Below are 20,717 nucleotides of genomic sequence, written 5' to 3'. Positions count from 1 at the left end.
ACGGGGAATTCAGGTGGCCTCGGCATCGCCGCGTACGCGACGCGCCACCCATTGATGGAAGAAGTGGGTCGGGTGATCCAGCACCGGCGAGAAGACGCCGCCCTGGAAGCCCGGGGACAGGCGGCCTCGCTGCATGCCCTCGACAACGCCAATGTCCTCGCCGAACACCACCCGCCAGGACTCCAGGGTCGAGGTGCGGCAGGCCGCGTAGGCGTCCTGGGTGGCCTCGTCGCCGACGTAGTAGACGCGCAGGTGTTCCACGGTCTTACCGGCGGAGACTGGCTCGAGCCTCATGGCGAAGGCGTGATCGGCCTGGATGCCCAGCAGCACATTGGGGAAGAAGGAGATGTACTCGGCGTGCTCGAGCTTGTCCTGCGGCCAGGACGGGAACTTGGGCAGGCGGGTGCCGGACACATTGGAGAGCCGGTAGGCCAGGCTGCCCTGCCCGGAGAAATGCTCGCCGAACTGGATGTTGTAGTGATCCTCGAGGCGCGAGTAGCTGTTCAGGCTGGGGTGCACCCAGGGCAGGTGATAGCTCTCGCAATAGTTCTCGACCGCCAGCTTCCAGTTGCAGTTGACGGTGATCTCGAGGTTGCCGCCCATGTTGACGCGACGCAGCAACTCGAAGCCCTCGGCGCCGATGAAGTCGCGCCAGCGGTTCTCCAGCGGGGCCACGTGCTCGGCGAATTCCGGAGCCTCGCCATCCAGGTTGATGAACATCATGTCCATCCATACCGCACTACGCACCGGCTTGAGACCGTGCTTCTCGCACTTGAAGCCCTCGACCTTATGCTGGCCGACGCCACCGATGTGCGGCGTGCCCTTGAGGTTGCCGTTCAGGTCGTAGGTCCAGGAGTGGTAGGGGCAGCGGATCATGCCCTGCACCTCGCCTTCTTCGGCGACCAGCTGCATGCCGCGGTGGCTGCAGACGTTATGGAAGACCTGAGTCTCGCCATCCTTGTTACGCATCATCAAAAGCGGGAGGCCCATGAAGTCGACCGGCTTGACGTAGCCGTTCTTGATCAGGTCGCTGGCGAAGCCAACGCAGGCCCAGGTGCTGGCCATCAGGCGATCACGCTCGGCGGCGAAGAAAGCCTCGCTCACGTAGGCCTCGTTGGGCATGCCGGTGGCCAGCTCGATGGGGGCGAGGACGTCGTCGAGTCGCTGGGCGGGGATCAGGGATTGGGTCAGGTCGGTCATCTTGGCCTCCTCACAGGGTCACGGGCGGGTTCTGGTTTGTTGTAGTCCTGCCGGGAGTACCGGCTGGTGAAGCTGAGTCTGGGCATGGCATGAGGCGGCGACAATCGATGAATCGGCATCAATTAATGATAAAAACTCAAGTATTAGACGAATGGTGAAAGCCATAAATTTTCATTAACTTTGTTTCTCGCGGATGAAGAAATGACGTTATCAAGATGTATAAAGATGATAAATAATCATTAATAGATGACAAAAAATGCATTGTTCGAGGCCCGCCGACCCCCCAGTCTTCCCAGTGGGCTGCCGTGAGCCCTATCCCCGACGACCTCAAGCAATAACAACCCAAGAGTGACGCCATGCGCTCAGAAAACGGCCTGTTCAAGGGCCTCAATCCCACGGTGACCATCGCCTCCAAGGTGCTGGTCATCGGCTTCGTGATCTTCTGCGCCGTGCTGGCCGACAAGGCCGGCGCCATCTTCCAGGATGTCTCCACCGCCCTGCTGAACAACGTCAAGTGGTTCTATCTGGGCCTGGTCACCGCCGTACTGGCCTTCCTGCTCTACCTGATGGTCAGCCGCTTCGGCCATATCCGCCTGGGCAAGGACGACGAGCGCCCCGAGTTCAGCTTCCTGTCCTGGGTCAGCATGCTGTTCTCCGGCGGCATGGGTATCGGCCTGATCTTCTGGTCGGTGGCCGAGCCCATGTGGCACTACGCCGACAATCCCTTCACCCAGGGCATGAGCGACGAGTCCGCCGGCATGGCCATGCGCCTGACCTTCTTTCACTGGGGCCTGCATCCCTGGGCTACTTTCCTGATCGTCGCCTTGGCCCTGGCGTACTTCGCCTACCGCAAGGGGCTGCCGCTGACCCTGCGTTCGATCCTCTACCCCTTCATCGGCGAGCGCATCTACGGTCCCATCGGTCACACTGTGGATATCCTTACGGTCGCTATTACCGCCTTCGGCGTGTCCCAGTCCCTGGGCCTGGGGGTGATCCAGATGAACAGCGGCCTGAACAACGTCTTTGGCGTGGAGGTCAGCATCGGCATCCAGCTGACCATGATCGCCGTGATCACGCTGTTCGCCATCGCCTCGGTGATGTCCGGCGTGGGTCGCGGCATCCGCCGGCTCTCGGAGTGGAACATGCTGCTCTCCGTGACCATCGTCGCCATCGTGCTGGCCATCGGCCCGACCCGCTACATCCTCAACACCCTGCTGCAGAGCACCGGCGACTACGCCGACAACCTAATCGGCATAAGCCTGTGGAGCGACGCCAACGCCGACAGTGGCTGGCAGAACTGGTGGACTGCCTTCTACTGGCCCTGGTGGATGACCTGGGCGCCCTTCGTCGGCATGTTCATCGCCCGTATCTCGCGGGGCCGCACCATCCGCGAACTGATCGGCGGCGCCCTGCTAGTGCCGACCCTGGTGACCTTCGTGTGGATGTCGGTATTCGGCGGCAGCGCCCTGTTCGAGGAACAGCAGGCGCGGCAGGCCCATGAGCAGGCGGTGGTCGCGGGCTCACTGGCCACCGATGCCGAGTTCGAGGGCGGTGCGGTGCTCCAGGCCACCCAGGAGGACACCACCCTGGCGCTGTTCACCTTGTTCGATGCCCTGGACCCGGGCATGCTGGGCAGCGTGCTGTCGCTGCTGGCGGTGCTCTTGCTGGCCACCTACTTCATCACCTCGGCGGACTCCGGCACCCTGGTGCTGTGCACCCTGGACAGCATGGGGAGTCCCGAACCGCCCCAGCCGATCCGGGTGATCTGGGGCCTGGTGATCGGCTGCATCGCCGGTGCCCTGCTCTACGCCGGGGGCCTGAAGACGATCCAGACCGCCTCGATCATCGCCGGGCTACCCATCGCGGTCTTCATCCTGGTGATGACCTTGAGTCTCTACCGCACCCTGCGCCGGGAGCCGATAGCCGCCGCCATGCTGCCACCCCAGGTGCGCCCCGCCCACGAGGACCTCGACCACCACAGCGGCGTGGACAATGAACTGCAGCGTCCAGAGCGCGTCCGACCGGCTGCGTTTCAGGAAGCCTGATCCTCCCACTGGGGCCGGTCGAGCCGGCCCCGCTTTCATGGTTCGTCATGGGAGTGATGCCATGTCACCCGACAAGCCCATCTATCTGAACGCCGAGGCCGGGGATCGACCGCTGAGGAACCCTATATCCGACGCGACCCTCGCCGCTGCACGCCGCTATCGTCTGCAACGCGTCCGTGAGCAACTCAGGCACCACGATGTCACGGCCATGCTGCTCTACGATCCGGTGAATATCCGCTACGCCACCGATAGCTCTAATATGCAGGTGTGGACCGCCCACAACCCCTCGCGCTACGCGCTGATCTTCGCCGAGGGCCCGGTGATCCTCTGGGAGTTCCACAACTGCGAACACCTCTGCGCCCACCTCGAAACCATCGACGAGGTGCGCGGGGCGATCAACTGGGCCTACTTCGGCGCCGGCCCTCGAGTGACGGAGAAGGCCCGCGAATGGGCCGCCGAGATCGTCGACCTGATCCGCCATCACGCCGGCGACCACCCGCGCCTGGCGGTGGACCGGCTCGATCCATCGGGCGTCGCGGCACTTGCCGCCTCAGGCATCACGCTGGTCCAGGGCCAGGCGCTGATGGAGCGGGCTAGGGCCATCAAGTCGGCCGAGGAGCTTGAGTTGATCCGCTGGACGATTCGCGTCGCCGAACGTGGCATCCAGCGCATGGCCGACGAGCTTCGCCCGGGCATGACGGAAAACGAGCTGTGGGCCTGGCTGCATTTTGAGAATATCCGCCATGGCGGCGAGTGGCTGGAGACCCGGCTGCTGGCTTTAGGGCTGCGCACCAATCCCTGGATGCAGGAATGCAGCGACCGGGTAATGCAGGAAGGTGAGCTGATCGCCTTCGATACCGACCTGATCGGCCCCTACGGCTACTGTGCGGACATCTCCCGGACCTGGACCGTCGGCCGAGTGCCGCCAAGCGCGGAACAACGACGTCTGTATTGCTCGCCCATGAGCAGCTCCAACACAACATGGCACTGCTGTGTTCGGGGTTGAGCTTCCGCGAGTTCTCCGAGCGGAGCTGGCCGATTCCCGACAAGTACCATGCCAATCGCTACTGCTGCGTAGCCCACGGCGTGGGCCTGGCAGACGAGTATCCGGCCATCGCTCACCCTGGCAAGGACTGGACGAGCAGCGGCTACGACGGCGTGTTCGAGGAGCACATGACCGTCTGCGTCGAGAGCTATATCGGCGCGCGGAACGGCCAGGAAGGCGTCAAGCTGGAGGAGCAGGTGCTGATCACCCGTGAGGGGTGCGAACTGTTGTCCCGCTATCCGCTGGAGACCGACTGGCTGGAATGAAATCAGGAAAACTCATCACGATGCCACCTGCCGAGACCCACGACACCAAATGGAGAGATTCCCGTGACGCCTGGCTCGATGCGGCCTTCGAGTTACTGCTCGAGTCCGGCGTGGACGGCGTACGGATCCTGCCGCTGGCCAAGCGGCTCAATGTCTCACGCATAACAAGAGAGAGGCCCGACCATGGCGACCGACCCGCTGCTGACGCCCTTCCGACTCAAGCACCTGACCCTGAAGAACCGGCTCATGATGACGTCCCACGAGCCGGCATATCCCGAGGAAGGAATGCCCAAGGCGCTCTATCGCGCCTACCACGTCGAGCGCGCCAGGGCCGGTCTCGGCCTGACCATGACGGCCGGGTCGGCGGCGGTGGCCAAGGACAGCCCGCCCGTGTTCAACAACATCCTGGCCTACAAGGATGAGGTGGTGCCGTGGATGCGCGAGTTGACCGACGCCTGCCACGAGCATGGGACAGCGGTGATGATCCAGCTGACCCACCTAGGCCGACGCACTCGCTGGGACAAGGGGGACTGGCTGCCGACGATGTCTTCCTCTCACCGCCGCGAAGCCTCCCACCGGGCCTTTCCCAAGCAGGTCGAGGACTGGGATATCGAGCGGTTGATCCGCGACTACGCCGATGCCGCCGAACGCATGCATGCCGCCGGCCTGGACGGCATCGAACTGCAGGCCTATGGCCATCTGATGGACCAGTTCTGGTCGCCGCTGACCAATACCCTCGAGGGCCCATATGGGGGCGAGCTCGATAACCGGCTGCGCTTCACCTTCGAGGTGTTGCGCGCCATTCGTCAGCGGGTCGGCGAGGCGTTCATCATCGGCTTGCGCTATACCGGCGACGAGAGGCTGGCGGGCGGGCTCACGGCCAGCGACGGGATGGAGATTTCACGGCGCCTGAAGGACAGCGGCCTGATCGATTTTCTCAACGTGGTCCGCGGGCATATCGACACCGACCCGGGACTCACCGATGTCATCCCGATCCAGGGCATGCCCAGCGCCCCGCACCTGGATTTCGCCGGCGAGATTCGTCGCGAGGTGGACTTTCCCACCTTCCACGGCGCCAAGATTCAGGACGTCGCCACCGCCCGCCATGCCATTGCCTCGGGCAAGGTCGACATGATCGGCATGACCCGCGCCCATATGGCCGACCCGCACATCGTGCGCAAGATCATGGAGAAGCGCGAGGAGGAGATTCGCCCCTGCGTCGGTGCCAACTACTGCCTCGACCGCATCTACCAGGGCGGCGCCGCCTACTGCATCCACAACGCCGCCACCGGGCGAGAAACCACCATGCCTCACACCATCCCCCAGGCTCCACAGCAGCGTCGGGTGGTGATCATCGGCGCCGGTCCTGCCGGCCTGGAAGCCGCGCGGGTCGCCGGCGAGCGGGGCCATGCGGTGCTGGTGCTGGAGGCCGCCAGCGATGCCGGCGGGCAGGTGCGCCTCACGGCGCAGAGCGAGCGCCGCCGCGAGATGATGGGCATCATCGATTGGCGCCTGGCGCGCTGTGAGGCCCTCGGCGTCGAGATCCGTTACAACGTCTGGGCCGAGATTGAGGACGTGCTCGCCGAGCAGCCGGACGTGGTGATCGTGGCCACCGGCGGCTATCCCCTGGACGATCAGCCCGAGGTTGGACACGACCTGGTGGTCAACACCTGGGATATCCTCTCCGGACACGTTGCGCCGGGGAAACGAGTGCTGTTGTTCGACGAGGCCGGCGATCATGCTGCCCTGCAGGCCGCGGAGATCATCGCCGCCACCGGGACCGAGCTCGAGATCATGACCCCCGACCGCACCTTCTCGGCGGAGATCATGGCCATGAACCTGGTGCCGTACATGCGCTCCCTGCAGCGGCCCAATGTCACCTTCACGCCCACCTATCGGCTGAAGTTCGTGCAGCGAGAGGGAGGCGAACTGCGTGCCAGCATCACCAGCGACTATCTGGACCTCGAGCACGAGCGGCGGATCGACCAGGTGGTGGTCAACTACGGGATCACGCCAATGGCCAACCTCTATTTCGACTTGAAAGCGTGTTCCCGCAATGCGGGCGAGGTGAACTACGATGACCTGATTGTCGGCCACCCCCAGGCCGTGATTCGCAACCCGGAGGGAAGCTTCCAGCTGTTCCGGATCGGCGATGCCGTCGAGTCGCGTAACACCCATGCGGCCATCTACGATGCCCTGCGCCTGGTCAAGGATCTATGATCCCCGACCAGGCGCAGGACAGGAGGTATGTCTTGAATCAGCAGACCTTGTCCGCTGATGAGGCCCGGTGACTCGTCGAGTAGGCCTGTCTCGCCGCAGGAGCCAGCCAGGCCAGCGCAGGCTCCCTGGCGGGGCGACGCTCACCGCGGCACTGTACGGCCGGCCCGGCGTCGACTTTCCTCATCTTCTGGATTATCTCGCCGGTTTTCGCGCGGGACGCATCAAGGGCGATGCCGAGCCGACCACCTCGTCTCCCCTACCCGCTATTCTCTACTCGGATGCAGATGGCGGCATCGCCCAGCTCGGCTTTGACCGAGCCATGCCGACGTTTGTCGCGAGAGCTCAGGAACTGGGTCTCGCGCTCTTTACCCAGGGCAACAGCTATACCACCGGTGAGCTGGGCGACTATGTCCGCCGCCTGGCCCTGGAAGGGCTGGTCGCCTTTGCAGTCTCCAATAGCCCGGCGGTGGTGGCCGGTGCGCCCAGAGGCCAGGCCGTGTTCGGCACCAGTCCGCTGGCCTTTGCCGCGCCTCTGGCCGACCCCGGGGCCCCGCTGGTGATCGATCAGGCGACCAGCGCCACGGCCTTCGTCAGCCTGTCACAGGCCGCGGCAGAAGGACGGCAGATCCCCGAAGGCTGGGCCATCGATGAGCGCGGTGAGGTGACCACCGACGCCGCGGCCGTCCTGCGCGGTGCCCTGCTCACCTTCGGTGGTGCAAAAGGCGCGAACCTGGCGCTGATGGTGGAGTGCCTGGCGGCAGGGCTGTCCGGCGCCGCCTGGTCGCTGGACATGCCGGATTTCCAGAACGGGGACCAGCCGATTGATGCGGGGATGACGATCATCGCCATTCAACCCTCCGTGATCGACGAGGGGTTTTCCTCCCGCTTCACTCGGCAGCTTGACAGGATCGCCGAACGGGGTGTGTATGTGCCCGGTCGCCGTCAGGTGCGGCCCCACGTTTCGGAAAAGGGCCAGGTTGCCATCGACACGGTGGTGCTGGAAGAGACACGCCATTACCTGGCCAAGGCCGACGACGAGGCGCTGCGACGGTTCCGCGACTGGTTTATGACCGAAAGCGGTGTGTCGATCACGGCCTGAGCCCCGGGTGGCCTCTCACGTCAGGCCCAGGTCGCCGACCTCCTTGGGAAACGTCTCCAGCAGCCACTCCCGGAAGGCGCGTACCCCCCAACGGTGGGCGGGCGCCTCGCTGCGCTCCAGCAGGCAGAAGCGCGCCTCGGTACGCAGTACCGTCTCCACCGGGCGCACGAGGTGGCCGCCGACCAGGTAGTCGTCGACCAGCTGGCTCCACCCCAGGGCCACCCCCTGGTCCATCATCGCCGCCTGCACCAGCATCGAGTAGCTGTTGATATTGAGTCGCCGGCGGGGAGCCCTGGCGGAGGCTACCCCCACCTGGGAGAACCACTGCTTCCAGCTCATCCAGTCCTGGTCGGCATCCTCTAGTGACAGCAGGGTGCAGTCGAGCAGGGCCTCGGGCCCCTCGAAGGGGCCATAGCGCTCGAGGTAGCCGGGGCTGCAAACCGGGAAGACCTCCTCGTGGAAGAGCGTCGTGGCGTGCATGGAGGCCGGCGGCGTTCGACAGTAGAAGAGCGCCACGTCGGACTCCACCCGCGACAGGTCGCGGAGCTGCTCGGTGGCGACGATGCGCAGCTCGATGTCGTCGTGCTCGCGCTGGAAACGGGGGATCTTGGGTAGCAGCCAGAGGGAGGCCATGGCGCTGGTGGTGGCCACGGTGAGCTGGTGCATGCCGTGCCAGCTGCGTACCTCGTCGGTGATCGCCGAGATATCGGCAAGCGATTGGCGCACCGCCTGGGCATAGCGCTGGCCCATGGCGGTCAGCTTGACGCTGCGATTGGCGCGTTCGAACAGCGGCTTGCCCAGGTAGTCCTCGAGGCCGCGGACCTGGCGACTGATGGCGCCCTGGGTGACATGCAGCTCCTTGGCCGCCAGGGTGAAGCTCAGATGGCGCGCCGCCGACTCGAAGGCCACGAGACTGTTCAGAGGAGGTAGGGGGCTGATCTTCATGGTGTTCGCAACCGTCGGAGTAGGCCTACCGAGTCTACGTCTCCCGCCTGGGCAAGGCTACGTGCCGGCGGGTATCGCCAGGGCGATCGCGCATTGCCAGTGTCTATTCCTTACCCTATAGTAAGGAAGTGCCAAATTGAAGGATTGTTTTATGACAACTTCAACGCTTACTTCCAAAGGACAGGTAACGATTCCTGCCCAGGTTCGAGCCTCGCTAGGGGTCGGCACCGGAGACCGAATAGAGTTCGTGGAGGTTGAAAAAGGCAAGTTCACCATCCTGGCGGTCAATCGCCCTGTTCAGGAGCTCAAAGGTATGATTCGCAAGCCAAAAAGGCCTGTGAGTATTGAGGAAATGAACGACGCAATCGCCCGGCAAGGAGCAGGCTCGGAATGATCGGCCTGGATACCAACGTGGTCGTTCGCTACGTGGCTCAGGACGACACGCAGCAGTCGCCCAAGGCCACGGCAATGATCGAATCCCTTTCCACGGACGAGCCTGGCTTTATTACGATGGTGTCGATGGTGGAATTGGTGTGGATACTGCAAAGCTGTTACCAGGCCACGAAGGAAGAAACCGTCAACGTTCTCGAAACCATTCTGAGAACGCGAGAACTGGTCGTCGAGCAAGCGGAAATCGTTTGGCAAGCCTTACGGCGTTTCGACGGTGCCAAGGCGGACTTCGCTGACTGCCTGATCGAACGCTGCGCCAGCGCGGCCGGATGCCCCCATATAGTGACGTTCGACAAGCAGGCTGCCAACACCGCTGGTATGCGTTTACTCAACTGACAAGCACGAATCAAATTCTCGGGCTATCGCACGGTGTCGTCAGGCATGACCCTCAATCCCGCATCTCAAGGTGCTCCTCTCACCATCGGCTTCGTCCTGCTGCACCGTTTCACCCTGATGCCCTTCGCCGCCTTCGTCGACTGCCTTCGCCTGGCCGCCGATGAGGGCGACCGCAGCCGGCAGCTGCGCTGTCGCTGGACCTTCATGGCCAGTAATGGCGAGGCGGTGCTCTCCAGCAGCGGTGCGGCCATTTCGCCCTGTGAGCCCTTCAGCGACCCGGGTGAGTTCGACTATATCGTGGTCGTGGGGGGCGTTCAGGCGGAGGGCGACCGGCAGGATAGCGCTGCCCTGGCCTACCTGCGTGAGGCGGCCGGTGCCGGCGTTCCACTGGTGGGGCTCTGTACCGGGGTGTTCGCGCTGATCCAGGCTGGGCTCATGAAGGGGCGGCGCTGTTGCGTCAGCTGGTATCACCACCGCGACCTGGTCCAGCGCTTTCCGGCCATCGAGCCGGTAGCCGACCGACTATTCATCGATGACGGAGACCGGCTCACCTGTGCCGGCGGTGCGGCGGCGGCCGACCTGGCGGCCTATCTGATCGAGCGTCATCAGGGCAAGGCCTGGGCCATGAAGAGCCTGAATATCATGCTCCTCGACGAGGCGCGAGCCGGTACCCACCCGCAGCCTCAGCCGGTGGTGTTCGGCAAGATCGAGGATCGCCTGGTGCGCCGCGCCATTGCGGTGCTCGAGCAGCACCTGGGGGAGGCGCTGTCGATGGAGGCGCTGGCCGAGCGCGTCGGTACTTCACGCCGTAATCTGGAGCGGCGGTTCCGGGATACGCTTGGCGTCAGTCCGCTCAAGTTCTCCCGGGACCTTCGTCTGCGCTACGGCCTCTGGCTGCTGCACTACACCGGCAAGAGCATCACCGAGATCGGCGAGCGCTGCGGCTTCGCTGATACCGCCCACTTCTCGCGTCACTTCCGCACGGCCTTCGACGCCACGCCGTCGGAGATGCGCAAACGTGCCGTTGAGCCGGGCGGTGACCGGGTCGACCCCTTCTTCCTACATATCGACGGCCGGCCTGTGCCTTGAGTCCTCGGCCGCCTCCCGGTTTTCGCCCCCTCACGCTTTCAATAAGCACGCCGCAGCCTGCCGTTTCTCGCCGCTCTAGTGGTGGCCAGCCTGCCTCGGCGTTCAGGAATCCTGTCGCATCTGTTCAATCCCTCCCCGTCGCAGTCGTCTTTAATCGAGTGGTATGCCAGACGCACAGCGTGGTGGTTATCCACGCATAAGGATTTCAAATTTTTCCTTCTGATGGGTAGGCGATAGATTCGAGGTACACCCTGCCCGACATCGATAACAACAGGAGCCAGTCATGAACCAGGTAGGTCTCGCCAACTTCGATTCCCAGATCGCCGCCGCCATCGCCGATGAGGTGGCCCGCCAGGAGGCTCATGTCGAACTGATCGCCTCCGAGAACTATGCCAGCCGTGCGGTAATGGAAGCCCAGGGCACCCAGCTGACCAACAAGTATGCCGAAGGCTATCCCGGCAAGCGCTACTACGGCGGCTGCGAGCATGTCGATGTGGTCGAGCAGCTGGCCATCGACCGCGCCTGTGACCTGTTCGGCGCCGACTACGCCAACGTTCAGCCGCACTCCGGCGCTCAGGCCAATGCCGCGGCGTTCATGGCGATGGTCAAGCCGGGCGACACCATCCTCGGCATGAGCCTGGCCCACGGTGGCCACCTGACCCACGGCGCCGCGCCTAACTTCTCGGGCAAGCACTACCATGCCGTGCAGTATGGCCTGAATCCGGAGACCGGCGAGATCGACTACGAGGAGGTCGAGCGCCTGGCACGCAGCCACAAGCCCAAGCTGATCATCGCCGGTTTCTCCGCCTATGCGCGTGTCGTCGACTGGCGCCGCTTCCGCGCCATCGCCGACGAGGTGGGTGCCTGGTTCATGGTCGACATGGCCCACGTGGCCGGCCTGATTGCCGCGGGTCATTATCCGAGCCCGGTTCCCCACGCCCATGTGGTCACCACCACCACTCACAAGACCCTGCGCGGCCCGCGCGGTGGCCTGATCCTCTCCGCCACCGGCGATGCGGACCTCTACAAGAAGCTCAACGGTGCGGTCTTCCCGGGCCAGCAGGGCGGCCCGCTGATGCATGTCATCGCCGCCAAGGCGGTGGCCTTCAAGGAGGCCATGAGCCAGGAGTTCGTGCAGTATCAGCAGCGCGTCATCGACAACGCCCGCGCCATGGCCGGCGTATTCCTGGAGCGTGGTTATGATGTCGTCTCCGGCGGTACCGACGACCACCTCTTCCTGGTCTCGCTGATCAAGCAGGGCGTCACCGGCAAGGATGCCGATGCGGCACTCGGCCGTGCCCATATCACCGTCAACAAGAACGCCGTGCCCAACGACCCCCAGAGTCCCTTCGTTACCTCCGGCCTGCGCATCGGCACCCCGGCGGTGACCAGCCGTGGCTTCGACGAGACCGAGTGCGCCGAGCTGGCAGGCTGGATCTGCGACATCCTCGACGTGCTGGCCGACCAGGAGTCGACGGAGTCCGTGGAGGCGCAGGTGCGCGAACAGGTGGCCAAGCTCTGTGGACGCCACCCGGTCTATGGCGACTCTGCCGCCACGGGTCACCAGACCCCCGCCCAGGCCGATGCCGCGTCAGCGGTCTGATCGCCTTAACGAATCAGCAGCGGATTCAGGAGAGAGACATGCAACGCTATTCAGGCTTCGGGCTGGCCAAGCACGCGCTCAGCCACCACGAGAACTGGCAGCGCCAGTGGCGCAATCCGACCCCCAAGAAAAAGTACGATGTCATCGTCGTCGGTGGCGGGGGCCATGGCCTGGCCACCGCCTACTACCTGGCCAAGAACCACGGCATCACCAACGTGGCAGTGCTGGAGAAGGGCTGGCTGGGGGGGGGGAATACCGCGCGTAATACCACCATCGTGCGCTCCAACTACCTGTGGGACGAGTCGGCACGCCTCTATGACCACTCGCTGGACCTGTGGAAGGGGCTGTCTCAGGACCTCAACTACAACGTGATGTTCTCCCAGCGTGGCGTGATGAACCTGGGACACACCCTGCAGGATATGCGCGATATCCAGCGCCGGGTGCATGCCAACCGGCTCAACGGCGTCGACAGTGAGGTGATCTACCCCGACCAGATCAAGGAGATCGTGCCGGTCATCGACACCTCCAAGCGCGCCCGCTATCCGATCCTCGGCGCCTCCTGGCAGAAGAGCGCCGGCGTCGCTCGCCACGATGCGGTGGCCTGGGGCTACGCCCGGGCGGCGGACGCCCTGGGGGTGGATATCCTGCAGAACACCGAGGTCACGGGTTTCAAGATTCGCGATGGCCAGGTGTATGGCGTGCACACCAATCGCGGTGATATCGAATCCAAGACCATCGGCTGCGTCACGGCGGGCAACTCCGGCGTGGTGGCCAAGATGGCCGGCCTCACGCTGCCGCTGGAGTCTCATCCGCTGCAGGCACTGGTCTCCGAGCCGCTCAAGCCGGTGCTCGACACCGTGGTGATGTCCAACCATGTGCATGGCTATATCAGCCAGTCCGACAAGGGTGATCTGGTCATCGGCGCCGGTATCAACGGCTACCTTGGCTACGGCCAGCGCGGCAGTTACACCACCGTGGAGCACACCCTGCAGGCCATCGTCGAGATGTTCCCGATCTTCTCGCGGGTGCGCATGAACCGTCAGTGGGGCGGCATCGTCGACACCTGTGCGGATGCCTGTCCGATCCTCTCGAAGACCAAGGTCAAGGGGCTGTTCTTCAACTGCGGCTGGGGCACCGGCGGCTTCAAGGCCACTCCGGGTTCCGGTCATGTCTTTGCGGCGAGCCTCGCCAAGGGCGAGATGCATCCCATCGCAGCGCCGTTCTCGATCGACCGCTTCAACACCGGTGCCCTGGTCGACGAACATGGCGCCGCCGGCGTCGCGCACTAAGGAGATAACAACATGTTCTATATCCATTGCCCTTATTGCGACGAATACCGCGACGAAGAGGAGTTCGCCCCCAAGGGCCAGGCGCATATCGCCCGTCCCGAGGACCCCGAGTCCTGCAGCGATGATCAGTGGGGTGCTTACCTGTTCTTCCGTGACAACCCGCGCGGCATCCACCATGAGCTGTGGGTGCACGCGATCGGCTGCCGCAAGTTCTTCAACATCACACGTAATTCGGCGAGCTACGAGATCCTCGAGACCTATCGAATGGGTGAGCAGCCTCGCTTCAGCGCCGAGCACCCGGAGGGCAAGCCCGCCGAGCAGGGGGCTGCTGTAAACGTCGCCGACGAGGCGGGAATGGTCGCAGGTCAGGAAGGAGTCAAGGCATGAATCAGCCGAATCGTCTTCGCCAGGGTGGACGCATCGACCGCGGCCGCACCCTGAGCTTCACCTTCAACGGCAAGCGCTATCAGGGCCATGCCGGTGACACCCTGGCCTCGGCACTGCTGGCCAATGGGGTGGATCTCGTCAACCGCAGCTTCAAGTACTCGCGTCCGCGCGGCATCGTCGCCGCCGGGGCCGAGGAGCCTAATGCGCTGGTCCAGCTGGGCAGCACCGAGGCGGCCCAGGTGCCCAACGTGCGTGCCACCCAGCAGGCGCTGTTCGAGGGCCTCACGGCACAGAGCACCAACGGCTGGCCCAACGTGCAGCGTGATGTCATGAGTCTGGTCGGCAAGCTGGGTGGGCGCTTCATGCCGCCGGGCTTCTACTACAAGACCTTCATGGCGCCGGCCTCCATGTGGATGACCTACGAGAAATACATCCGCAAGGGAGCGGGTCTGGGTCGCAGCCCGATGGAGAACGACCCCGATCGTTACGACCACCTCAACCAGCATTGCGACCTGCTGGTGGTCGGTGCTGGCCCCGCGGGTCTGGCCGCCGCGCTTACCGCCGCCCGTGCCGGCGCTCGCGTGATCCTCTGCGATGAGCAGGAGGAGATGGGTGGCTCGCTGCTTGCCAGCCGTGAGCTGCTCGACGATCAGCCGGCCGCCCAGTGGGCCGAACAGGTGATCAGCGAGCTGGCAGAGAACGACAATGTCACCCTGCTGCCGCGCACCACGGCCAACGGCTACCATGACCATAACTTCGTGACCCTGCACGAACGGCGCACCGAGCATCTCGGTGAGGCCGCGCCGACGGTCGACGGTGTCCGGCTCACGCGCTCACGCATGCATCGCGTGCGGGCGGGGCAGGTGCTGCTGGCCACAGGAGCCCATGAGCGCCCGCTGGTCTATGGCAACAATGATGTGCCGGGCAACCTGGTGGCCGGTGCGGTCTCCACCTATATTCGCCGCTACGGCGTGGTACCGGGTAACAAGCTGGTGCTCTCCGTCAGCAACGATCATGCCTATCGTGCCGCCCTGGACTGGGATGAAGCCGGCCGTGACGTGGTGGCCATCGTCGATGCGCGCCGTCATCCGGATGGTGAGCTGGTCGAGCAGGCCCGTGCCCGTGGCATCCGCATCATCGAAGGCTCGGCGGTGCTCGAGGCCAAGGGGGACAAGCGTGTCAGCGGCGCCCGTGTGGCGACCATCGATGCCGCGGCCTTCAAGGTCACCGGTCAGGCCGAGCTTTTGGAGTGCGACACCATCGCCAGCTCCGGCGGCTACAGCCCGGTGATCCACCTGGCCTCTCATACCGGTGCGCGGCCCACCTGGGACGAAGAGATCCTCGGTTTCGTGCCCAGCCTGGTGAAGGGGGTGCACGCCGCCGGCAGCGCCCGCGGCGTGCATGACCTGGCCGAGGGCCTGGCCGATGGTGCGGCCAAGGCGAGTGAGGCGCTTGCCGCGCTGGGCAAGTCTGCCAGCGCCATCGAGCCGCCCCGAGCCGAGACGATTCGCGAAGGCGAGGCCTGTGCTCTCTATCAGGTGCCCCACGAGAAGCCGACCCTGCGTGCGCCCAAGCAGTTCGTCGACATGCAGAACGACGTCACCGCGGCGGCCATCGAGCTGGCCACCCGCGAGGGCTTCGAGTCCATCGAGCACGTCAAGCGGTACACCGCCATGGGCTTCGGCACCGACCAGGGCAAGCTGGGCAACATCAACGGCATGGCCATCGCCGCGCGCTGTCTCGGCAGGTCGATTCCCGAGGTGGGTACCACGGTGTTCCGGCCCAACTATACGCCGGTCACCTTCGGCGCCATCGTCGGACGTCACTGCCGTGAGCTGTTCGACCCCGAGCGCTACACCGCCCTGCATCAGTGGCATGTGGAGAATGGTGCCGAGTTCGAGGACGTCGGCCAGTGGAAGCGCCCCTGGTACTTCCCACGCAAGGTCAACGGCAAGCTCGAGACCATGGATGAAGCCGTGGCACGCGAGAGCCTGGCGGTACGTACCGGCGTCGGCATCCTCGATGCTTCCACCCTGGGCAAGATCGATATCCAGGGGCCGGATGCGCGGGAATTCCTCGGTCGCGTCTACACCAACAAGTGGGCCAAGCTGGCGCCTGGCCGGGTACGCTACGGCCTGATGTGCAAGGACGACGGCATGCTGATGGACGACGGCACCACCAGCTGCCTGGGCGAGAACCACTTCCTGATGACCACCACCACCGGCGGCGCCGCCGGCGTGATGGAGTGGCTGGAGCTGTGGCACCAGACCGAGTGGCCGGAGCTGCAGGTGTACTTCACCTCGGTCACCGATCACTGGGCGACCATGACCGTGACCGGCCCGGATGCGCGCAAGCTGCTGTCCGAGATCACCGATATCGATCTCGACCGCGAGCAGTTCAAGTTCATGGACTGGCGCAACGGCAAGGTGGCCGATGTCCCGGCGCGGGTGTTCCGCATCTCCTTCACCGGGGAGCTGGCCTACGAGATCAACGTGCAGGCCAACTACGCCATGCATGTCTGGAAGACCCTGTTCGAGCACGGCAAGAAGTATGACCTGACGCCCTACGGCACCGAGACCATGCACGTGCTACGTGCCGAGAAGGGACTGATCATCGCCGGCCAGGACACCGACGGTTCGGTGACCCCGGAAGACCTGGGCATGTTCTGGGCGATCGGCTACGACAAGCCTTTCTCCTGGATCGGCAAGCGCGCCCTGACGCGTCCGGATACGGCGCGCAAGGACCGCAAGCAGTTCGTGGGGCTCAAGCCCGTCGACCCGAAGGTGGTGCTGGAAGAGGGCGCCCATATCGTCGTCGACAAGGACCAGCCCATTCCCATGGATATGCTGGGTCATGTGACCTCGAGCTATTACAGCCCGAACCTGGAGAGCGGTTTTGCTCTGGCAGTGATCAAGGGCGGTCGGGACCGCATGGGCGAGAAGCTCTATGTGCCGATGCCGGACGGTCAGGCCCATGAGGTCGAGGTCGTCAGCCCCGTATTCATCGATCCCAAGGGAGAGCGTCAGCATGTCTGATATCACTTACGGCAAGGTTGCGACCTTCAACACCCACCCGGACGCTTCGATTCCCAAGGAGTCACCGCTGTCCGTGGCGTACAACACGGGCAGTGTGCCGGCCGCGACATCCGGCAGCGGAGTCCTGTTCAAGGAGCAGGCCTTCCTGGGCCATCTGATCCTGCGCGGCGGGGCCATCGTTCTCGATGAAGCCGTGCGCAAGGTGCTGGGCATCAGCCTGCCCGGCCAGCCCCTGGGGCTGTCGCTGGACGAAAGCGGCGAGCGCAGCGTTCAGTGGCTGTCGCCGGATGAGTGGCTGGTGATCGTGCCCGGTGGCGAGGAGCTCGACGTCGAGCAGCGACTGCGCGACGCCCTGGGTGATGCCCACTATGCCATCGTCGATGTCAGCGGCGGTCAGACCCTGGTCTCCCTGGAGGGGGAAAAGGTCCGCGAGCTGCTGATGAAGTCGACCAACTACGATGTCCACCCGAGCAATTTCCCGGTGGGCAAGGCGGTCAGTGTGGTGTTCGGCAAGTCCAGCCTTGTCCTGCGCCGTCCCGGCGAGGAGCGCTATGAGCTGGTACTGCGCAGAAGCTTCGCCGACTACCTCTATCGCTGGATCCTGGACGCCGGCGCCGAGTATGGCATTGGTGTGCAGCGTTAGGAGCCGGGCGGTGAGCAAGGCCGCTTCTTTGTTTGTTCTGCAGGATGGCTTGTTCTGCAGGGATGCCTGTTGTTCGAGCTTGCTGCATCACGAACCGAGGAGCGGCATAGGGGCATATCACCATGATATGCAACAAGATCAACAATATCGTTAAGGAAGAACAATGACCGACAAGATCAAGGTACTGCGTGATGCACAGCCGGACGTGCTGCTGGACGCCGGCTCCTGGGAAAAGCTCTCTGGCGATCCTCATACCGTCAACCTCAACGCCTACGCGTCGGAGGACGGGACCAAGACCATGGGCACCTGGATCTGTACCCCGGGAAGATGGGCAGTGAACTACGACAAGTGGGAATACTGTGACTTCCGTGAAGGGTACTGCATTCTCACCCCGGAAAATGGCGAGCCGATTCACCTGAAGGCGGGTGATATCTTTATCGTCGAGCCGGGGTTCAAAGGGACCTGGGAAGTGGTTGAAACGGTACGCAAGTATTTTGTTTTTGCCTGAATCAATCTTTCGCATTGAGTTGATATGGCGGCGTATCGGCGGTTGATGCCAGCCGCTGTACCACTCGTCAGGGTCAGGCCGGGGGCGGGATGTTTCCCCCTCCCGGCTTTTCGCCATCACAGGAGTCAGGCTCATGGGGCGTCATTCAGATAACTGGATCATGACCGCGCAGTGCCCGAGTCGGTTGGGTACCGTGGACGTGGTCACACGCTTTCTCAAGGAGAATGCTTGTTACATTACCGAGCAGCACTCCTTCGATGATCGGCTGAGCGGACGCTTCTTTATCCGCACGGAGTTCAGGCCGGAGGCAGAAGGGTTTGAGGCCGCAAGCTTCGAGACCGGCTTCGCCGAGCGTGCCGCCGAGTTTGGCATGACGTTCGAACTGACACCGCCAGACCGGCGGATGCCGGTAGTGATCATGGTCTCCAAGGCCGATCACTGTCTGAACGATTTGCTCTATCGCTACCGTATCGGCCAGTTGCCCATCGAGATCCGCGCCATCGTCTCCAATCATCCGGATCTGGCCAATCTGGCGGAGTGGCACGGCATTCCCTACCACCACTTCCCGATCACGCCGGATACCAAGCCCAAGCAGGAGGCTCAGGTGTGGCAGGTGGTCGAGGAGACGGGGGCGGAACTGGTGATCCTGGCCCGCTACATGCAGGTGCTCTCGAGCGACCTGTGCGAGAAGCTCAGCGGCCGCGCCATCAATATCCATCACTCGCTGCTGCCGGGCTTCAAGGGGGCCAGGCCCTATCACCAGGCCTATGAGAAGGGCGTCAAGCTGGTCGGCGCTACCGCCCACTACATCAACGATGACCTCGATGAGGGCCCGATCATCACCCAGGGAGTGGAGCCGGTGAGCCACGCCGACTATCCCGAGGATCTGGTGGCCAAGGGGCGCGACGTCGAATGCCTCACCCTGGCACGCGCCGTGGCCCTGCATGTGGAGCGCCGAGTCTTCCTGCACGCCAGGCGCACCGTGGTCTTCGACCGTTAACGACACCGCCAGTCACCTGTCAGTTCACTGCAGGCCTTCATAGCAAGGGCGCCGGGAGCAGCACGACGTGGAACCGCCACGCACGCTGCTGTTCCGAGGCGATAAGCCCTGACGTACAACGATTATTCTGCAAGGACAATAGCCATGCCAATCAGTGTCTTCGATCTTTTCAAGGTCGGCGTCGGACCGTCCAGCTCGCACACCGTGGGCCCGATGCAGGCCGCCTGCAACTTTGTCGCCGAACTCGAGGCCAGGGAGCTGGTTGAGCACACCCGGCGCCTCGAGGTCGAGCTCTATGGCTCGCTCTCCGCCACCGGCATCGGCCATGGCACCGACCATGCGGTGGTCATGGGTCTGATGGGCGAGCGGCCCGACCTGATCGACCCGGATGTCATCGCCCCGCGGATCGATGCCCTGAAGTCCTCGGGTACCCTGCAGCTGGCCAGCCGCCACGCTGTCGCCTTCGACTGGCAGCGCGACATGCGGCTGCTCGAAGAGAGCCTGCCCCAGCATCCCAACGCCATGCGGCTGCTCGCCTATGGCGACGAGGGCGAGCTTTACCGCAATACCTACTATTCGGTGGGTGGCGGCTTCGTCATCGACGAGGCCCAGTCTGCCGAGGGGGTGCTGGATACCGACCATACCGAGATCCCCTTCGACTTCCAGACCGGTGACGAGCTGCTGCGCATGTGTCGCGATAGCGGCCTGCGCATCAGCGAGCTGATGCTGGAAAACGAGAAGGCGTGGCGCAGCGAGACGGAGATCCGTGAGGGCCTTCTGACCATCTGGAAGGCGATGCAGGCATGCATCGAGAAGGGCATGGAAGCCGAGGGCGTGCTGCCCGGCGGGCTCAACGTCAGGCGTCGCGCCAGGAATCTGCACCAGCGCATGCTGGCCAGCAAGGACGACCACTCGTTGATCGCCTCCACCATGTCGGCCATGGACTGGGTCAATCTCTATGCGCTGGCGGTCAACGAGGAGAACGCCGCCGGAGGCCGCATGGTCACTGCGCCCACCAACGGCGCGGCGGGGATTATCCCGGCGGTGCTCCAGTACTATATGCAGTTTCGCCAGGGCGCCTGCGAGCGCGACGTGGTCGACTTCCTGCTGGCCGCCGCCGCCGTAGGCATCCTGTGCAAGAAGAACGCCTCCATCTCCGGTGCCGAGGTGGGCTGCCAGGGAGAGGTGGGCTCGGCCTGCGCCATGGCCGCCGCCGGCCTCACCGAATTGATGGGCGGCAGCGTCGACCAGGTGGAGAACGCCGCCGAGATCGGCCTGGAGCACAACCTGGGACTGACCTGCGACCCGGTGGGCGGCCTGGTACAGGTGCCCTGTATCGAGCGCAACGCCATCGCTTCGGTGAAGGCGATCAACGCCGCCCAGATGGCACTGCGCGGCGATGGTGAGCACTTCATCTCGCTGGACAAGGTGATCCGCACCATGCGCGATACCGGTGCGGATATGCAGGAGAAGTACAAGGAGACCTCGAAGGGCGGCCTCGCCGTCAGCGCCATCGAGTGCTGATCCTTGGCTCCGTCGTGCTGCCGGCGGTCCTGG

At 64.1% G+C, this 20,717-nt stretch carries 18 protein-coding genes; 16 read left to right on the top strand and 2 right to left on the bottom strand.

The annotated features are described in order from the left end of the window. Positions 1-9: 9 nt before the first annotated feature. Complete coding sequence (locus IOC61_RS15240) at positions 10-1,200, bottom strand: aromatic ring-hydroxylating oxygenase subunit alpha (protein ID WP_195689577.1); 1,191 nt, start codon at positions 1,198-1,200, stop codon at positions 10-12. Positions 1,201-1,556: 356 nt separating this feature from the next. On the opposite strand from IOC61_RS15240, the gene IOC61_RS15235 reads away from it, so the two are divergent. The 5 genes from IOC61_RS15235 (at position 1,557) to IOC61_RS15220 (ending at position 7,875) form a co-directional block, all read left to right on the top strand. After that, complete coding sequence (locus IOC61_RS15235) at positions 1,557-3,245, top strand: BCCT family transporter (protein WP_195689576.1); 1,689 nt, start codon at positions 1,557-1,559, stop codon at positions 3,243-3,245. Between the two features lie 61 nt (positions 3,246-3,306). Continuing rightward, positions 3,307-4,251, top strand: a complete 945-nt coding sequence (locus IOC61_RS15230) for a M24 family metallopeptidase (RefSeq protein ID WP_229333170.1) — start codon at positions 3,307-3,309, stop codon at positions 4,249-4,251. Continuing rightward, a complete protein-coding gene (locus tag IOC61_RS17715) occupies positions 4,227-4,556 on the top strand; it encodes a M24 family metallopeptidase (protein WP_229333169.1) in 330 nt (109 codons plus the stop codon). Before IOC61_RS15230 ends, IOC61_RS17715 begins: the two co-directional genes overlap by 25 nt. 183 nt (positions 4,557-4,739) lie before the next feature. Then, the gene (locus IOC61_RS15225; RefSeq protein WP_195689575.1) at positions 4,740-6,776 is read left to right on the top strand and encodes an NADH:flavin oxidoreductase; all 2,037 of its coding nucleotides are present in this window, start codon (positions 4,740-4,742) and stop codon (positions 6,774-6,776) included. Positions 6,777-6,843: 67 nt separating this feature from the next. Then, positions 6,844-7,875, top strand: a complete 1,032-nt coding sequence (locus IOC61_RS15220) for an Ldh family oxidoreductase (RefSeq protein ID WP_324254729.1) — start codon at positions 6,844-6,846, stop codon at positions 7,873-7,875. 15 nt (positions 7,876-7,890) lie between these two features. Here IOC61_RS15220 and IOC61_RS15215 read toward each other — a convergent pair whose 3' ends face one another. Beyond that, on the bottom strand, positions 7,891-8,820 hold the full coding sequence (locus IOC61_RS15215) for a LysR substrate-binding domain-containing protein (RefSeq protein ID WP_195689574.1): 930 nt from the start codon (positions 8,818-8,820) through the stop codon (positions 7,891-7,893). A 151-nt stretch (positions 8,821-8,971) separates the two neighbouring features. Between IOC61_RS15215 and IOC61_RS15210 the strand changes: the two genes are divergently transcribed. The 11 genes from IOC61_RS15210 (at position 8,972) to IOC61_RS15160 (ending at position 20,684) form a co-directional block, all read left to right on the top strand. Then, the gene (locus IOC61_RS15210) at positions 8,972-9,214 is read left to right on the top strand and encodes an AbrB/MazE/SpoVT family DNA-binding domain-containing protein (protein WP_195689573.1); all 243 of its coding nucleotides are present in this window, start codon (positions 8,972-8,974) and stop codon (positions 9,212-9,214) included. Beyond that, positions 9,211-9,606 (top strand): PIN domain-containing protein, encoded by a 396-nt coding sequence (locus IOC61_RS15205; RefSeq protein WP_195689572.1) that lies wholly within the window; start codon positions 9,211-9,213, stop codon positions 9,604-9,606. The genes IOC61_RS15210 and IOC61_RS15205 overlap by 4 nt, the downstream gene beginning before the upstream one ends. Positions 9,607-9,651: 45 nt before the next feature. Further along, entirely contained in the window at positions 9,652-10,695 is a 1,044-nt protein-coding gene (locus tag IOC61_RS15200) for a GlxA family transcriptional regulator (protein WP_195689571.1), read from the top strand. A gap of 283 nt (positions 10,696-10,978) precedes the next feature. Continuing rightward, positions 10,979-12,298: a serine hydroxymethyltransferase gene (gene glyA, locus IOC61_RS15195; RefSeq protein WP_195689570.1), complete on the top strand. Its 1,320-nt coding sequence runs from the start codon at positions 10,979-10,981 to the stop codon at positions 12,296-12,298. Positions 12,299-12,336: 38 nt separating this feature from the next. Next, positions 12,337-13,587, top strand: a complete 1,251-nt coding sequence (locus IOC61_RS15190; RefSeq protein WP_195689569.1) for a sarcosine oxidase subunit beta family protein — start codon at positions 12,337-12,339, stop codon at positions 13,585-13,587. 12 nt (positions 13,588-13,599) lie between these two features. Further along, the gene (locus IOC61_RS15185) at positions 13,600-13,974 is read left to right on the top strand and encodes a sarcosine oxidase subunit delta (protein WP_195689568.1); all 375 of its coding nucleotides are present in this window, start codon (positions 13,600-13,602) and stop codon (positions 13,972-13,974) included. Beyond that, positions 13,971-17,009, top strand: a complete 3,039-nt coding sequence (locus IOC61_RS15180; protein ID WP_195689567.1) for a sarcosine oxidase subunit alpha family protein — start codon at positions 13,971-13,973, stop codon at positions 17,007-17,009. Before IOC61_RS15185 ends, IOC61_RS15180 begins: the two co-directional genes overlap by 4 nt. Further along, positions 17,002-17,652: a sarcosine oxidase subunit gamma gene (locus IOC61_RS15175; protein WP_195689566.1), complete on the top strand. Its 651-nt coding sequence runs from the start codon at positions 17,002-17,004 to the stop codon at positions 17,650-17,652. Before IOC61_RS15180 ends, IOC61_RS15175 begins: the two co-directional genes overlap by 8 nt. 163 nt (positions 17,653-17,815) lie before the next feature. Beyond that, complete coding sequence (locus IOC61_RS15170) at positions 17,816-18,160, top strand: cupin domain-containing protein (RefSeq protein WP_195689565.1); 345 nt, start codon at positions 17,816-17,818, stop codon at positions 18,158-18,160. Positions 18,161-18,293: 133 nt separating this feature from the next. After that, positions 18,294-19,160 carry a formyltetrahydrofolate deformylase gene (purU, locus tag IOC61_RS15165; protein WP_195689564.1) on the top strand — a complete coding sequence of 289 codons (867 nt, stop codon included), beginning with the start codon at positions 18,294-18,296 and terminating at the stop codon, positions 19,158-19,160. A 144-nt stretch (positions 19,161-19,304) separates the two neighbouring features. Beyond that, complete coding sequence (locus IOC61_RS15160; protein WP_195689563.1) at positions 19,305-20,684, top strand: L-serine ammonia-lyase; 1,380 nt, start codon at positions 19,305-19,307, stop codon at positions 20,682-20,684. The last annotated feature ends 33 nt before the right edge of the window (positions 20,685-20,717 follow it).

This window comes from Halomonas sp. KAO (genome assembly GCF_015595025.1).
In the GTDB taxonomy this organism is placed as follows: Bacteria; Pseudomonadota; Gammaproteobacteria; order Pseudomonadales; family Halomonadaceae; genus Halomonas.
The sequence above is the reverse complement of the archived record's forward strand: the minus strand, read 5'-3'. Positions and strand labels throughout refer to the sequence as shown.

What these genes read in the sequence shown, in the direction of transcription:
- IOC61_RS15240 (WP_195689577.1), bottom strand. Translation starts at nt 1,200, where the DNA reads ATGACCGACCTGACCCAATCCCTGATCCCCGCCCAGCGACTCGACGAC.
- IOC61_RS15235 (WP_195689576.1), top strand. Translation starts at nt 1,557, where the DNA reads ATGCGCTCAGAAAACGGCCTGTTCAAGGGCCTCAATCCCACGGTGACC.
- IOC61_RS15230 (WP_229333170.1), top strand. Translation starts at nt 3,307, where the DNA reads ATGTCACCCGACAAGCCCATCTATCTGAACGCCGAGGCCGGGGATCGA.
- IOC61_RS17715 (WP_229333169.1), top strand. Translation starts at nt 4,227, where the DNA reads ATGGCACTGCTGTGTTCGGGGTTGAGCTTCCGCGAGTTCTCCGAGCGG.
- IOC61_RS15225 (WP_195689575.1), top strand. Translation starts at nt 4,740, where the DNA reads ATGGCGACCGACCCGCTGCTGACGCCCTTCCGACTCAAGCACCTGACC.
- IOC61_RS15215 (WP_195689574.1), bottom strand. Translation starts at nt 8,820, where the DNA reads ATGAAGATCAGCCCCCTACCTCCTCTGAACAGTCTCGTGGCCTTCGAG.
- IOC61_RS15210 (WP_195689573.1), top strand. Translation starts at nt 8,972, where the DNA reads ATGACAACTTCAACGCTTACTTCCAAAGGACAGGTAACGATTCCTGCC.
- IOC61_RS15205 (WP_195689572.1), top strand. Translation starts at nt 9,211, where the DNA reads ATGATCGGCCTGGATACCAACGTGGTCGTTCGCTACGTGGCTCAGGAC.
- IOC61_RS15200 (WP_195689571.1), top strand. Translation starts at nt 9,652, where the DNA reads ATGACCCTCAATCCCGCATCTCAAGGTGCTCCTCTCACCATCGGCTTC.
- glyA (WP_195689570.1), top strand. Translation starts at nt 10,979, where the DNA reads ATGAACCAGGTAGGTCTCGCCAACTTCGATTCCCAGATCGCCGCCGCC.
- IOC61_RS15190 (WP_195689569.1), top strand. Translation starts at nt 12,337, where the DNA reads ATGCAACGCTATTCAGGCTTCGGGCTGGCCAAGCACGCGCTCAGCCAC.
- IOC61_RS15185 (WP_195689568.1), top strand. Translation starts at nt 13,600, where the DNA reads ATGTTCTATATCCATTGCCCTTATTGCGACGAATACCGCGACGAAGAG.
- IOC61_RS15180 (WP_195689567.1), top strand. Translation starts at nt 13,971, where the DNA reads ATGAATCAGCCGAATCGTCTTCGCCAGGGTGGACGCATCGACCGCGGC.
- IOC61_RS15175 (WP_195689566.1), top strand. Translation starts at nt 17,002, where the DNA reads ATGTCTGATATCACTTACGGCAAGGTTGCGACCTTCAACACCCACCCG.
- IOC61_RS15170 (WP_195689565.1), top strand. Translation starts at nt 17,816, where the DNA reads ATGACCGACAAGATCAAGGTACTGCGTGATGCACAGCCGGACGTGCTG.
- purU (WP_195689564.1), top strand. Translation starts at nt 18,294, where the DNA reads ATGGGGCGTCATTCAGATAACTGGATCATGACCGCGCAGTGCCCGAGT.
- IOC61_RS15160 (WP_195689563.1), top strand. Translation starts at nt 19,305, where the DNA reads ATGCCAATCAGTGTCTTCGATCTTTTCAAGGTCGGCGTCGGACCGTCC.